Raw genomic sequence first — 15,680 nt, 5'->3', positions numbered from 1 at the left:
AACGGCCGCTAATTATGGGTTTGTTTGGTTTTTTCTCGAAAGAAAAAAAAGAAACGCTCGACAAAGGACTTGAAAAGTCCAAGGAGAGCTTTTTTGGTAAGCTGTCGCGAGCACTGGTTGGTAAAACTACCGTAGACGAAGAGGTACTGGACGAGCTGGAAGATATTCTCATCAGTTCGGATGTGGGGGTAGAGACCACCGTAAAAATAATACGCCGCATAGAAGAGCGCGTGGCGCGTGACAAGTACACGGGTACGGATGAGCTGGATAAAATGCTGCGGGAAGAAATAGCCGCGCTGCTTACCGAAAATAAATCGGTAGATATCAAGGACAGTTTCGAGACCGAGCACCTGCCCAAGCCCTACGTGATCATGGTAGTAGGTGTAAATGGCGTGGGCAAAACTACCACCATCGGTAAGCTGGCCCACCAGTTTCAGCAGCGTGGGCACAAGGTAGTACTGGGGGCCGCCGATACCTTCCGGGCCGCCGCCGTTGAGCAGCTCAAACTATGGGGCAAACGCGTAGATGTACCCGTTATCGACCATGGCATGAATACCGACCCTTCGGCGGTAGCTTTTGATGCGCTAAAAAAAGGCGTGGAAATAGGAGCCGATGTGATCATTATTGATACCGCGGGCCGCCTGCATACGAAGGTGAACCTTATGAACGAGCTGGGCAAGATCAAGCGCGTGATGCAGAAGGTACTCCCCGAGGCTCCTCACGAGGTACTTCTGGTACTGGACGGCAGTACCGGCCAGAACGCCGTGATCCAGGCGCGTGAGTTTACCAAGGCTACCGAAGTAACGTCTCTGGCCATTACCAAGCTGGATGGTACCGCTAAGGGAGGTGTGGTAATCGGTATCTCGGATGAGTTCCGGATTCCGGTAAAGTACATAGGTGTAGGTGAAAAGATGGATGATTTGCAGGTATTTGACCGGACTGAATTTGTAGACTCGCTGTTTAAGAAGTAGGTCTGCCCTATGACTGCTACCGAAACTACCATAATTGTTCTAATTCTTATAGCAGGTACTTTCGGCCCATGGATTCTCATCATTATCTCTGCTGTTCGCGATAGTAATCGCGCCTACGATCCCCTTTACGAGCCACGAAGCTTTCAGACTACCGGTAAGACCTACTTCCTGAGTCTTGACTGCTTCATGGCTTATTTTTTTAGTGGGATGTCTCTGCTTTTTATTCATCTGGCCATAACTGTCAAAGTCACTGACTCCACACCCCGCTGGCTGGTGGTTACTGTACTTGGTCTTTTGGCTCTGATGATGGGAGCGATGGCCTTATACATTCTAAATTTTAATATCAACTACTGGAAGCACACCAGAGGTATCACGCTTAGCTTCAATCCAAACCCAAAGACGGTTACGGTAAGTACCCCAACCGCAGAGTATGTGATTCAGGATGAAGATGTTGAGCACATAGACGTAGTAAGCAATGAACATCCAAAACTTCTATACAGCTATTTCAGAATAAGGCTCAAAAGCGGCGACGAGCTAATCCTTACAGACAAAATGCCGGGTACAGATGCTTTTTTACTGTACTTCAAGGATGTACCCTTTACTCGCTTCAAGCAGGACTTACCCATTATACCAGAGCAGTCTTAGTCGGCAAGATATATGTCCAGTACCGTCGTTATTTTCCTGCTGGTCTTTGGAGCCTTTGGCTGGTATCTCTATAAAGCACTCCGTCTTACGCGTAATACAGTAGGTAAAGACTCGCCCCTTTACGTACAGCGCACCTACCATATGTCGGCCTGGGAGTACTTCACTAACTTTGATAGTGTAATCAATTATTCAATTTATCCGATAGGTCCTGTACTGCTTATCCTCCTACTCCGGGCAGACTGGTCTGATCTGACCCAATCACCTTTGTACCTGGTGGGGCTAGTAGTAATTATTGCTGGTTTAGTATGGATGAGCCTGATGAGCTACCGGCTGCTACTTCTGGATATAAATCACTGGAAGTATACGCGGGATAAAACACTCATATTCGATCCCACAGATTATAGTTTAGCCGTGCAAACTTCTGCTCGTACTCTGTCTATCAGGCAAGCAGATATTGCCTCCATTGAGTACTATTATAGTAATATTCGCCTGTTTGGTAGCTATTCCTATTACCGGTTGAAACTGATGAATGACGAGGAGCTAATCCTGAGTAGTCGTTCGAAAGGGTTATGGGCTCTGTATGAGTATTTTAAGAATGTACCATCCCATAGTCACCGGCAGGACTACCCAATTATCCGATAGTCTCGCTTTTTCTCCAAATTTTACCGAACTTTGCGACCCCGTTCGACGTTCAAAGTCAACGACTTCAAGATCAAGGCGTACCTCCTGTGTCTTGATTTTATTATAATTCTTGATCAAGTAGAATGAAAACTAAAGGAACCCGAAAGAATAAGGTCAATATAGTAACGCTAGGTTGTTCCAAAAACCTGGTAGACTCCGAAGTACTCTACACGCAGCTTAAAGGCAATGGATACGAAGTAGCCCATGAGTCCAAAAAAGATAACGCTGAAATTGTAGTCATCAATACCTGCGGATTTATTGACGGTGCCAAAGAAGAATCCATTGAAACCATCCTGCGCTACGCCGATGCCAAAGAGAAGGGGGTTGTGGATAAAGTATATGTGACAGGCTGTCTGTCGCACCGCTACAAAGATGAGCTGGCCGTGGAAATCCCTACCGTAGATGCCTGGTTTGGTACCAATGAACTACCCCGTCTGCTCAAAACCCTCAAAGCTGATTATAAGCATGAACTGGTAGGGGAGCGTTTGCTTACTACTCCGGCCCATTACGCTTATCTGAAGATTGCTGAAGGCTGTGACCGTCCGTGTAGCTTCTGCGCTATTCCGCTAATGCGGGGTGGGCACATTTCACGCCCCATCGATGAGCTGGTAGGTGAGGCTCGTTCGCTGGCAAAGCGCGGTACCAAGGAGCTGATCCTGATCGCACAGGACCTGACCTACTACGGATTGGATATTTATAAGAAACGTAACCTGGCCGACCTGATGAACCAGCTGGCCGATGTAGAAGGCATAGGCTGGATCCGTCTGCAGTACGCTTACCCATCGGGCTTTCCGCTGGATGTACTGGATGTCATGCGCGAGCGCTCCAATATATGCAAGTACTTAGATATGCCTCTTCAAACTGGTTCTACCGAGATGCTGAAGGCCATGCGCCGCGGCATTACCCGCGAGAAGACCGAAGCCCTGATTGAGACGATCCGTGAAAAAGTACCGGGCATAGCACTGCGTACAACCCTAATCGTCGGCCACCCGGGTGAGACAGAGGAGCTGTTTGAGGAGACTTATCAGTTCGTCGAGAAAATGCGCTTCGAGCGTCTGGGCGTATTCCAGTATTCACACGAAGAAAATACCCACTCTCACAACATGGTAGACGACGTACCGGCTGAAGTAAAGCAGGAGCGTGCCGATGCGATTATGGAACTGCAGCAGAGCATATCGTGGGAGCTGAATCAGGAAAAAATAGGAAAGGAATACAACGTACTATTCGACCGGAAAGAAGGAGGATACTTCATAGGTCGTACCGAGTCCGATTCGCCCGAGGTAGACAATGAGGTACTACTACCAGCCAGCAGTAACTACGTGAGACTTGGTGATTTTACCAAAGTACGCATTACCGAAGCGGAAGAATTTGACCTATATGCTGAGTTAGTAACAGAATGATTTTGGATTTTTCCATTACTTCCTATTTTTGCAGGCCAGTTTATAGCCTAGCCTATACTGATTTGTAGATACTCTCATTTTAAAATTACTAATATCAGTAATGTTACAACGTATTCAAACTATCTTTTTAGTCATAGTAGCCATTGGTATGGGCGTATTTCTGGCGCTGCCTCTGTGGGAGAAAACTGCCACTGATGGAGCACAGAGCGCTTCGCTGACTGCGCTGCGATTGAGCCATCAGACCAATGCCGTACAGAGTCAGGAGCAGTCGGTTTTGTACTTGGCTATACTGGCTGTGGTGATAGCTGCCGTCGCTATTTTTGCCATCACCCGATACCGCAACCGATTGCTGCAGTCGGCACTGTGTGCAGCCAATTCTATACTAATGACCGTGTTGCTGGCCGGGACCATCTACCAGACGTACTATAAGGGAGCCCGCTTTTTTGAGCCGGAGTCTCCCGGCGACTACCTTCCCGGTTTTTATGCCCTGATCGTGGCCATGCTGGCCAATGTACTGGCCAATCGCTTTATCCGTCGTGATGAGCGTATGGTGAAGGAGTCAAATCGTATGCGTTAATAGAAAAAGAGGGATTGGTGTTTACACCAATCCCTCTTTTAGTAGATCGTGCAGGTGGACAAAGCCTTTCACGGTACCCTCATCAGCCACAATCAGTTGGGTAATACTCTTTGACTGCATGATCTGTAAAGCGTTGACGGCATACTCGTCCGAGGCTATACAGATGGGTGAAGAAGTCATGATATCGCGGGCGGTAAGAGTCAGAATATGCGTAGTATCATACTGGTTGAGCATACGACGCAAGTCGCCATCTGTAACGATTCCGGTCAGCTGCTGACGGGAGTCAACCACTGCGGTAGCGCCCAGTCTTTTAGAGGTAATCTCAATGATTATTTCTTTTACCGTAGCCGAATCGTATACTGTAGGCAGTAAGTTGTTCGGGTAGATATCACACACTTTCAGATAGAGTTTTTTACCTAATGAGCCTCCCGGGTGGTACCGGGCAAAGTCCTGACGGGTAAAGCCACGAGCTTCCAGCAAACAGATGGCGAGAGCGTCGCCCAGTGCCAGGGCTACGGTAGTACTGGTTGTAGGAGCCAGGTCGAGAGGGTCAGCCTCACAGGGAGCATACGCATGCAGAATATGGCTGGCATTACGGGCCAGATAGGAGTCCCGGTTGCTGACCATCGCAATCAATGTAACCTGGGTACGCTTAAGTAAAGGGACAAGTACCTTTATTTCAGCAGTATCACCACTTTTAGAAATTGCTATTACTACATCGTCCGACTGGATCATCCCCAGATCGCCGTGAATGGCGTCGGCGGCGTGCATAAATAGGGCAGGAGTACCGGTAGAATTAAGCGTAGCTACGATCTTTTGACCGATCAGAGCACTCTTACCAATACCCGTTATGACCACCCGGCCTCCCGAACGGAGGATGGTTTCCACACAGCTCTCGAAAGAATCATCGATACGGTCCGCCAAATGCCGTACAGCATCCGCCTCCTGCTGTAAGACATCTTTTGCTATGGACTGAATATTTTTTACTAATTTCAAATTTGAATTACTGTTAAAGAATTGCCTAAATTTAGTATTGTTTTTACAAGCAAAGATAGAGAACTTTGGAATAACCCATTTGTTGACAGAGCATGATACAGCAGGTTGATAAAGTCGTTTTAGACACATTGAAGGAAAGACTTAAGGAAATCTTTGGTTACAGCCAGTTCCGGGGCGACCAAGAGATTATTATCCAGAATATACTCGCCGGAAAGAATACGTTCGTAATAATGCCTACCGGAGCGGGTAAGTCGCTGTGTTATCAGCTGCCGGCTATTGTGAGTGACGGACTGGCAATAGTGATTTCTCCGCTGATCGCCCTGATGAAAAACCAGGTGGATCAGATGAACGCCTTTGGCATCAATGCGCAGTTTCTGAATTCAACGCTGACCAAGGCCGAAATCAACAAAGTAAAGAAAGATGCACTGGATGGTACGCTTAAGTTACTCTATATAGCTCCCGAATCTCTCACCAAAGAAGAGAATCTGGACTTTCTGCAAAAGACTAAGATTTCGTTTGTAGCCATTGATGAGGCGCACTGTATCTCCGAATGGGGGCATGACTTCCGTCCTGAGTACCGCCGTATCCATGGTATCATCGACAACATAGGTGATCTTCCTATCATTGCACTGACGGCTACTGCTACTCCTAAGGTACAGCAGGATATCCGCAAGAACCTCCAGATGGAAGAGGCCGAGACCTTCAAGTCGTCCTTTAACCGGAAAAATCTCTATTACGAGATCCGCTCGAAGAAGGAAGCCAAAAAACAACTCATCCGCTACATCCGTAACAACAAGGGTAAGTCAGGCATTGTGTACTGCCTTAGCCGCAAGACCGTAGAAGAAGTAGCCGAGTTTCTGAGTATTAATGATATTAAGGCGCTACCCTACCACGCGGGGCTGGATAGCAACACCCGGATGGCTAACCAGGATGCCTTCCTGAATGAAGAAGCTGACGTCATTGTAGCTACTATTGCCTTTGGAATGGGTATCGATAAGCCGGATGTTCGGTTTGTGATTCACTACGATGCCCCCAAGTCGCTGGAAGGCTACTATCAGGAAACAGGTCGGGCTGGTCGCGATGGACTGGAAGGTAACTGTATCATGTTTTACAGCTTTGAGGATATTCAGAAGCTGGAAAAATTCAATAAGGATAAGTCAGTTACGGAGCGGGATAATGCCCGCCACCTGCTCAACGAGATGGTGGCTTACGCCAACCTGGGTGTATGCCGTCGCCGACAACTGCTGAGCTACTTTGGCGAGTACCTGGATAAAGACTGTGGCTTCTGTGACAACTGCGTGAAGCCAACCGAAAAGATGAAGGTACAGGACGAGGTAATCCTGGTTCTGAAGGCTGTTCAGCTTACGGGGCAGCGTTTCGACGCTGAACACATAGCTGACCTGGTGACAGCTACCGAAAATCAGTATGTGCGCAGCTATGAGCATGACAAGCTGGAGGATATATATGGCAAGGGTACCGAGCTTAATGAGTCACATGAGGTATGGGTATCGTTGCTGCGTCAGCTCGTTATTTACGGATTCCTGGAGAAGGATGTTGAAAACTACGGAGTACTGAAGCTGTCTGAAAAAGGGAGCAACTACATCAATGATCCCTATCCGGTTTCAATCAGTAAAGATCATAACTACGAGGAGGAAGACGAGAAAGTAGAGGAGGAGGACAAGGACGTATCGGTAGGTAGCGGCAGCGCCCACGCTTACGACGAGGCTCTCCTGGGAATGTTGAAAGCTCTTCGTAAAAAAGTAGCGAAGGAAAAAAACCTTCCTCCGTACGTAATCTTCCAGGATCCATCGCTGGAAGAGATGGCAACCACCTATCCGACTACCCAGCAGGAAATGGCGCAGATCAATGGCGTCGGTATGGGTAAAGTGCAGAAGTTCGGTCGTCAGTTTATTGAGTTGATCAGCCGCTATGTAGAGGAGAATGACATCGAGACGGCCAAGGATGTTGTGATCAAGTCAATGGTCAATAAGTCGAAGGTCAAGATTTATATCATTCAGCAGGTAGACCGGAAGGTGGACCTGGAGGAAATCGCTGAGTCCAAAGACCTAAGTATGGAGGATCTGATCGAAGAGATCGAGCATATCTGCTACTCAGGTACCAAGCTGAACCTGGACTATTACGTCAACCAGATCATGGATAGGGAACGGCAGCAGGACATATATGATTACTTTATGAGTGCCGAAACGGACAATATTGCGGTCGCCTTGAAGGAGTTTGCGGGGGAAGATATCAGTGAAGAAGAATTACGCCTGATGCGTATCAAATTCCTGTCGGAACTAGCCAACTAATTCACACCTAACTGAAAAGGAAGAGCGGTAGCTCTCCGGTTATTTATTCTGATATAGCATGAACATACTTATTCTGGGCTCTGGTGGTCGCGAACACGCCTTCGCATGGAAAATCGCTCAAAGTCCTTTTTGTGATGAATTATTCGTTGCGCCTGGTAATGCAGGAACCGCTGATCTGGCAACTAACCTACCTGTTTCGTATAATGACTTTGAGGCAGTAGCGGATACTGTTCTGAAAAATAAAATTGATCTGGTTATTATCGGTCCCGAAGAGCCCTTAGTAGGAGGTATTGTTGATTTCTTCCGCCAGCGCTCTGATCTGAATCACGTCAGGCTGATCGGACCTGACAAAGCCGGAGCCCAGCTGGAGGGAAGCAAGGATTTTTCTAAGAACTTCATGCAGAAGTATGGTATACCTACCGCTGCCTCCCGCACTTTTACTTCCGAAACACTGGAAGAAGGCCTGTCCTATCTGGAATCACATGCCCTACCCATTGTGCTAAAAGCCGATGGACTGGCTGCCGGTAAGGGAGTGATCATAGCCGAAACACTCGCCGATGCTCAGGAGGCCATGCGCGACATGCTGGTAGGTGGTAAGTTTGGAGAAGCAGGTAACAAGGTAGTGGTGGAGCAGTTCCTGCGCGGTGTAGAGCTGTCGGTGTTTGTACTCAGCGATGGTGAAAACTACAAGATACTGCCCGAAGCCAAAGATTATAAAAGAATAGGCGAGAACGATACCGGACTCAATACCGGTGGAATGGGCGCTGTGTCACCTGTTATCTTCGCGGATAGCAACTTCTTAAGAAAGGTAGAAGAGAAAGTAGTAAAGCCTACACTGGCCGGACTCAAGAGTGAAGGTATTAAGTATGTAGGGTTTATCTTTATCGGGCTGATGAACGTTAAGTCAGAGCCCTACGTTATCGAGTACAATGTCCGTATGGGCGATCCGGAGACGGAAGTGGTACTGCCACGTATCCAGTCTGACCTGGTGACACTGCTGGCGGCTACGGCTAAAGGAACCTTGCAGGATGTTGAAATGAAAATATCTCCGCAAGTAGCTGTAACAACAGTAGTCGTATCCGGTGGCTATCCGGATGTCTATGAAAAAGGAAAGGTGATTGCTGAACACCGACTGGATGATGTAGTTGTGTTTCATGCAGGAACCACATTTAACAATAATACCGAAGTCGTAACCAATGGGGGTAGGGTACTGGCCATGACGGGCATAGCCAACTCTCTGGAAAACGCTGTGCATAAGTCACAGCGGGCTGCGCATACGGTACAGTTTGAAGGAAAGTACTACCGACACGACATCGGTCTTGATTTAATACGTTATAAAGATTGAGGAAGTAGTATTATGGGATGTATATCATGTACATCCGGAGGGTGTGGCACTAGCGGTGCGGCAGTCGCCGGGTGTGGAAGTAACGGTACCTGCGGAACTGGCGGGTGTAACAAGTTGAATGTATTCGACTGGCTGAGCCACATGGAAGTACCCGTGGCCCAACGTTTTGATGTGTTGGAGGTAAAATTTAAGGGAGGGCGGAAAGAATACTTTCGGAACGTAAATCAACTGGACCTTACCACCGGAGACTATGTAGTATGTGAGATGCCATCCGGGCATCATATAGGTATGATATCACTGCAAGGCGAACTGGTTCGGCTGCAGATGAAGCGCAAGAGTGTCCTGCTTAATGATGATCTGAAAGTCATATACCGGGTAGCGAACGAAAAGGATCTTGAGAAGCATACTCAGGCCATTGCCCGTGATCTGCCTACCATGTACAGGACGCGCGAAATCATCCGGGAGCTCAAGCTCAATATGAAGCTATCAGATGTAGAGTACCAGTCTGATAATACCAAGGCAACCTTCTACTACTCGTCTGAAGAGCGGGTTGATTTCCGGGAACTGATTAAGCTACTGGCGGCCGAGTTTAAGATCAGAGTAGAGATGCGTCAGATCAGCCTGCGCCAGGAGGCTAGCCGCCTGGGTGGAGTAGGCTCCTGTGGCCGCGAACTTTGCTGCTCGACCTGGCTCACCGATTTCAAGAGCATATCTACCTCAGCTGCACGCTACCAGAACTTGTCTCTGAACCCGGCCAAGCTGTCGGGCCAGTGCGGACGACTAAAGTGCTGTCTGAACTATGAGCTGGAGACTTACATGGATGCCTTGAGAGATATTCCAAGTGTGGATGTACCTCTTAAAACTAAAAAAGGGAACGCTACACTACAGAAGACGGATATCTTCAAGAAGATCATGTGGTTTGGATTCGATAAAGAAACCAACTGGTACTCTTTGCCCATTACTAAGGTGGTAGAGATAATCGAGCTGAACAAGAAAGGCGTAATTCCTGAGTCTCTCGAGGTACTGACGCCGGAGCCGGAAAAGAAAGCTGAGAAGGGGCCTATCTCTCTGAACAGCGATCTGGAAAGCCTGGATAAAAAGTATAGCGAGGAACAGAAGAAGAAAAAGAAGAAGAAAAGCCGGAGTGGACGTAATAAGAACAAGAGTAAAGCGCCACAGCAAAATCCAAATGCTTAATATTGATAAGGCTGCCCTACAGGCAGCCTTATTTGTTTCTCCTACTTATAGGTATCAAGTATAGAGTAGTAGATCTGCTAAATCCTGGAATGAAAATTTAGTAGCGCTACTCGTTCCTGCTGACAAAATGCAGATATTTGTGCCTTATTTTTAGATTACACCAAATGAATAAATACATAAAAGAGCTGGGGGAAATAGCTGGCAAGCAGACACGAACCATCGTAGGGTTGATGTCAGGTACTTCACTGGACGGGCTTGATGTTGCTCTTTGTTATATTACAGGTAGTGGTACGGCTACTCAACTGGAATTGAAAGAGTTTACAACGGTCCCGTATACCGATGGCTTTCGGAATGAGATCCGGAAGATCTTCGCCAAAACCGAAATCCCCTTTCAACACCTTTGCCTTCTCAATCCATACATCGGTAGAGTATACGCCCAGATGATTCTGGATTGCCTAGAGAGTTGGAAAGTTGCCCCCGCTGACGTAGACCTTATTGCAAGTCACGGACAGACTGTTTTTCATGCACCACAGAAGCAGCACAATCTCCCTAACTATCCCAATGCTACTCTGCAGATAGGAGATGGGGACCATATAGCCGTTAAGACAGGCATCATTACCATCAGTGATTTTCGGCAGAAACACGTAGCCGCCGGAGGCGAAGGTGCTCCTCTGGCAGTATATGGCGACTACCTGCTCTTCTCTAAACAGGATGAAAACCGCATTCTCCTCAACATGGGAGGCATCGCCAACTTTACCTATCTGCCCGGCACTCTGGATGCCACTCAAGTATTCACCACGGATACCGGACCCGGCAATACACTCATAGATGCTTTCTCAAGACGCTTTTTTGAAAAGCCTTATGACGAAGGCGGGGCAATAGCGGCGAGTGGTCATGTTAGCGAGGACCTGCTTCGTTTCCTGAAAAGAAATCCCTTTTTCGAGGCACCTTTCCCCAAGACCACCGGACCGGAGGTCTTCAACCTGGATTTCGTTCGGAATGCCCAGCAACGTAGTGGTACTACCTCCATGACGCCCGAGGACCTGATGGCTACCTTGACGAAGTTTAGTGCTGATACCATTGTGGATGCTATCAAGAAAGTAATTCGTCCTGAGGAGCCTTATGTGATGTATGCAAGCGGTGGTGGAGCACACAACCCTGTATTGATGCGACATATACGTGAACAACTACCTAACCTGCCTTTGCACCTTACAGATGAGCTACATATTGCGGGCGACGCTAAGGAAGCGGTTCTGTTCGCAGTATTGGCTAATGAAACCGTAGCGGGTGGTAATACCGACTTCGGTACACGAGAAGGCGTTCCCAGCATAACTATGGGAAAAATTTCCTTTCCGGGCTAACCCTGTTAGTAGATACTCAGTAAACCCTCATCATATACTTAATCACATGTACGATATTATCATAGTAGGCGGCGGAATCGTGGGTATAGCCACGGCTTTTCGTCTGAAGGAACAGCGCCCGTCTTTGAAACTGCTGGTACTGGAAAAAGAGCAGGAAGTAGCCAGGCACCAGACCGGTCATAACAGTGGAGTGATCCATTCAGGCCTGTACTACAAGCCCGGAAGTCTCAAGGCTACGAACTGCATCAGAGGCTATCAGATGCTATTAGACTTCTGTGATAAAGAGGGGGTACCTTATGATCTCTGCGGAAAAATAGTAGTAGCCACCCAGCCGGAGCAGGTTCCTATACTACATGGGTTGTACGAGCGGGGGATACAGAACGGTCTAACCCAGAACCGGAAGATCACGCTGGAAGAGATGCGGGAAATAGAGCCGCACGTAAAGGGGTTAGAAGGTATATGGGTGCCTTACACAGGTATCATAGATTACAAAGCTGTTACCGAAAAATATGCGGAACGGGTACGTAGCCTGGGTGGAGAAATCAAGTTCGGAGAAAAAGTAGTTGATATCCGTAATCAGAGTGGCCGTACCGAATTGGTTATAGAAAAAGGTACTAGTTATACTACCAAATTGGTAGTGAATTGTGCCGGACTGTACTCCGATAAGGTAGCACAGCTGACCCAGCCTGAAGCTATAAAGCTACAGATAGTACCTTTCCGGGGGGAGTACTACAAGATCAAGCCCGAAAAGCACCACCTGGTGCGAAACCTAATCTATCCCGTCCCGGATCCTAACTTTCCCTTCCTGGGAGTACATTTCACCCGTATGATTGGTGGAGGCATTGAGGCAGGGCCTAACGCTGTACTTGCTTTTCGGCGGGAGGGGTATGACAAGCTTGATGTAAACATGAAAGAACTTTTGGAGACGCTGGCCTGGCCAGGCTTCAGGAAGGTGGCGGCTAAGTACTGGCGCACGGGTCTGGGCGAATACTACCGCTCTTTCTCCAAAGCAGCTTTTACTAAAGCCTTGCAGGAGCTGATACCTGAAATTCAGGAGGAGGATCTCATACCTGGTGGCGCCGGGGTACGGGCACAGGCCTGTGACTATGAAGGAGGGTTATTAGACGACTTTGCTATTCTGGAGAGCGCTCATGCTATTAACGTGTGCAATGCCCCGTCACCTGCGGCTACCTCCTCCTTATCAATTGGCCAGACTGTATCAGAGCGGGTACTGGCGCGACTATAAAACTTATAAAGTCAATAATAAAGAAGAGGCCGGTGGTACCACCGGCCTCTTCTTTATTTAGTAAAATACCTGAAATAATACCTGTGTCTTCCAGTTTTTGGCATACCTATTGCTTTTAAGTATATCAAGAATGCCTTAGGGTATATCATGCACACTATTTGTTAATAGAGCCTTCACACTATACCATTCACTAATTGGATTGTAATTGATGTCCTAATTATTGGCTCAACAAATGTTTTAGGCTTAGTTTTGTAACTGTCATTGTACATAATATACTTTAATCACCTCCTCTGATGAAAAATTATAATACTTTAAACCAAGAGCCGATCGGCTTCTTTCTTCCGTTTTTACACCAAAGACAAGCTACTTCCTTTTACTCTATTCATCAGCCGTATTTACTGCCATACATTTTTTAATGTAGATAGAGCCTTTTTCCAAAACTTCTAAATGTAAGTAACGTTCCTCCTCATGAAAAATTCTGTACAAGATCATTGTACCCAAACTTTTTGTGCCCAAAAATACGGATTTGGTTACAAAAATACAGTGTATAGCCTTTCTTCATTATTTAAAAAGCAATTTGCTGGCGCTTCGCTGTGTGCTATTTTATTGCTTTTTATTAGCACTTTCTCACAGGCTACACCTAAGGCTAAGGTAATAGCAGGTGATGATAATCAGCGTTATCTGGCCCTCATGCTTGTTAATGATAATGAAGATAATGATTACAGACCTACTATCGAAGCTGCCCATAGTTTGGGATTTAATGCTGTTTATCTTTCGGTAAGATGGGATGTTGTTAAATGTAAGAATGGGGAGTGTTCCACTAATCCCAACTGGCAGCCAACTGATTACTGGAGTCAGGTTGATCAGGAAGTCGAGAAAGCAAGATCATTAGGAATGAAAGTAGCTTTGCGAATCCATCTGGGGTCTGCCGACCTTAACCGTTTTGGATTTCCCGCGAACAGATCGGAATATTTATGGGGAGCCGGGACACATATGAAAACTCCCGAAGGTAATATCCACTTAGGTGGATGGCAGTTCCGCATGTTCAGCTATTCACAGCAATCAGCTATTGATCGTGCAAAGGGTTTTGTAGGAGAAGTTTTGGGAAGATACCGTAGCTTAATTGATGAAGATAGACTTCTATTCGTTTCTGTAACAACTGGTGCTTCGCAGGAATTGGAATACAACTATTCGTATGATCTGGACTTTTCCGATAACATGGTCAATCAGTATCGTGATTGGCACAAGAGTAAGTATTGTACTGATCCATTGGTAGCTCCCAGAGATTATAACTCTGAACAAGGAAAACGGTGGTACGCCTTCCGTCATAAGAAACTCAAGGAGTTTATTGATCAAATGGCAGGGCATATTAAAGGCTTCGATTCCAGAATTAAGGTTGTACTGGATTTTGGCTCCTCATTCGATGGGATGTCCCGTAAAAGAGGAACAATGGCCTTCAAAGATTTATCTGAAAAGGCGGATGGCGTAAAAGTTAATGATGACTATACCTACGACCACCGGTTTTCGATGGATATTCTCCGGGCCAATCTACCTGGGAAGTGGATCATGAACGAGGTACTACCTTATGATGATAAATTCTATCTTATTCCTGAATTTATTAACAGCAGCTATGCCCACGGAGCTAAGGTATTCTGTGTCGTTACAGGTGATCCCTTTAAATTATATGCCATGGCTTCTGTGTATACCCAGGTTCGGGACCAGTGGATAGCAGGTAGTAAGGGAACCATGTCAACACTGCCTACAACAGGCTCAGTTAGCTACAACTACTCCGATATTTTCAACGCTAACTTTAGCTATAACCGATTCTCTACGTCAGACGGAAGGAATGTATACCAGGAGTGGCTGGATCAATATAACAAAAACCCGTCTAGTGCTAAGGCCGTTAATGTATTCTTTGACGATAACGGGGTAAAAGACAATGCTACGTGTGGTGGATGTACTCCACCGTCTGCTCCTGTACTAACAGCAAGTCCTTCTTCGATCACTACTGGCCAAAGTACAACACTTACTGCTAGCGGATTCTCGGGTACTGTGACATGGTCAAATGGCCAGAGTGGCAGCAGCATCAGCGTGAGCCCGAGCCAGACGACTACCTATACCGCCACGTGCAGCGTCAACGGCTGTACCAGCTCTAACAGCAGTGTGACAGTAACGGTAAATGCTCCTGCACAGGAGCAGCAGCCTGCTTGTTCCACACCTGCCGCGGGATATGCTGTACGCAAGCGCTGGACGGGCATTGGCGGCACGTCCATCAACGACCTGACTGGCCAGACCAGCAACTTTACCCGCAGCCCTAACACAACCAGCAACCTGACCGAGCTACGCACCGAGACCAACTGGGGCGACAACTACGGCCAGCAGATCCAGGGCTACATCACCGCTCCTCAGACCGGTAGCTATGTGTTCTGGATATCCAGCGACGACAACAGTGAACTGTGGCTGAGCACGAGCGAAGATCCGTCTGCTATGCAGCGTGTGGCCCGCGTGAGCAGCTGGACCAGCCCGTTGCAGTGGGACAGAGAGTCTAACCAGAAATCAGCAGCGATCAACCTGACGGCCTGCCAGCGCTACTACTTCGAGATCCGTCACAAAGAAGGTGACGGTGGCGATAACCTGGCCGTAGGCTGGTCCAAACCCGGACAGTCTACCTCGGCTCCGGCAGAGATTGTACCCGGTGCTGTACTTTCACCCTATACCAGCACGGCCTGTACGCCACCGTCAGCTCCTGGTTTGACGGCCAGTGCTTCAACCATCACCTCCGGACAGAGCACCACGCTGACCGCCAGCAACTGCTCAGGTACCGTAAGCTGGTCAAATGGCCAGAGTGGCAGCAGCATCAGTGTGAGCCCGAGCCAGACGACTACCTATACCGCCACGTGCAGCGTCAACGGCTGTACCAGCTCTAACAGCAGTGTGACAGTAACGGTAAAT

General features: G+C 47.6%; 12 protein-coding genes. 11 read left to right on the top strand and 1 reads right to left on the bottom strand.

Features of this window, described 5'->3' with window-relative positions; all coding sequences use genetic code 11:
- Nucleotides 1-14: 14 nt before the first annotated feature.
- From ftsY to JUB14_RS16215, 5 genes are all read left to right on the top strand, one after another.
- Nucleotides 15-971, top strand: a complete 957-nt coding sequence (gene ftsY, locus JUB14_RS16235; protein WP_207507379.1) for a signal recognition particle-docking protein FtsY — start codon at nt 15-17, stop codon at nt 969-971.
- 9 nt (nt 972-980) lie between these two features.
- On the top strand, nt 981-1,616 hold the full coding sequence (locus JUB14_RS16230) for a PH domain-containing protein (protein WP_207507378.1): 636 nt from the start codon (nt 981-983) through the stop codon (nt 1,614-1,616).
- 12 nt (nt 1,617-1,628) lie between these two features.
- Complete coding sequence (locus JUB14_RS16225) at nt 1,629-2,258, top strand: PH domain-containing protein (RefSeq protein WP_207507377.1); 630 nt, start codon at nt 1,629-1,631, stop codon at nt 2,256-2,258.
- Between the two features lie 122 nt (nt 2,259-2,380).
- Complete coding sequence (gene rimO, locus JUB14_RS16220) at nt 2,381-3,697, top strand: 30S ribosomal protein S12 methylthiotransferase RimO (RefSeq protein ID WP_207507376.1); 1,317 nt, start codon at nt 2,381-2,383, stop codon at nt 3,695-3,697.
- Nucleotides 3,698-3,797: 100 nt separating this feature from the next.
- On the top strand, nt 3,798-4,274 hold the full coding sequence (locus JUB14_RS16215) for a DUF4293 domain-containing protein (protein WP_207507375.1): 477 nt from the start codon (nt 3,798-3,800) through the stop codon (nt 4,272-4,274).
- Nucleotides 4,275-4,295: 21 nt separating this feature from the next.
- Here the strand turns inward: JUB14_RS16215 and JUB14_RS16210 are convergent, their stop codons facing one another.
- Complete coding sequence (locus JUB14_RS16210; RefSeq protein ID WP_207507374.1) at nt 4,296-5,270, bottom strand: KpsF/GutQ family sugar-phosphate isomerase; 975 nt, start codon at nt 5,268-5,270, stop codon at nt 4,296-4,298.
- A gap of 92 nt (nt 5,271-5,362) precedes the next feature.
- On the opposite strand from JUB14_RS16210, the gene recQ reads away from it, so the two are divergent.
- The 6 genes from recQ to JUB14_RS16180 form a co-directional block, all read left to right on the top strand.
- The gene (gene recQ / locus JUB14_RS16205) at nt 5,363-7,579 is read left to right on the top strand and encodes a DNA helicase RecQ (protein ID WP_207507373.1); all 2,217 of its coding nucleotides are present in this window, start codon (nt 5,363-5,365) and stop codon (nt 7,577-7,579) included.
- A gap of 58 nt (nt 7,580-7,637) precedes the next feature.
- Nucleotides 7,638-8,924 carry a phosphoribosylamine--glycine ligase gene (gene purD, locus JUB14_RS16200; protein ID WP_207507372.1) on the top strand — a complete coding sequence of 429 codons (1,287 nt, stop codon included), beginning with the start codon at nt 7,638-7,640 and terminating at the stop codon, nt 8,922-8,924.
- 12 nt (nt 8,925-8,936) lie between these two features.
- Nucleotides 8,937-10,121 (top strand): PSP1 domain-containing protein, encoded by a 1,185-nt coding sequence (locus JUB14_RS16195; protein WP_207507371.1) that lies wholly within the window; start codon nt 8,937-8,939, stop codon nt 10,119-10,121.
- 164 nt (nt 10,122-10,285) lie between these two features.
- Complete coding sequence (locus tag JUB14_RS16190; protein WP_207507370.1) at nt 10,286-11,482, top strand: anhydro-N-acetylmuramic acid kinase; 1,197 nt, start codon at nt 10,286-10,288, stop codon at nt 11,480-11,482.
- 46 nt (nt 11,483-11,528) lie between these two features.
- Nucleotides 11,529-12,728 (top strand): L-2-hydroxyglutarate dehydrogenase, encoded by a 1,200-nt coding sequence (gene lhgD / locus JUB14_RS16185; RefSeq protein ID WP_207507369.1) that lies wholly within the window; start codon nt 11,529-11,531, stop codon nt 12,726-12,728.
- Nucleotides 12,729-13,721: 993 nt separating this feature from the next.
- Nucleotides 13,722-15,680 (top strand): PA14 domain-containing protein (locus tag JUB14_RS16180; protein ID WP_262897613.1); only part of this gene is annotated, 1,959 nt, incomplete at its 3' end.

This window comes from Telluribacter humicola, assembly GCF_017355935.1.
GTDB lineage: Bacteria > Bacteroidota > Bacteroidia > Cytophagales > Spirosomataceae > Telluribacter > Telluribacter humicola.
This window is presented reverse-complemented; position numbering and strand designations above follow the sequence as displayed.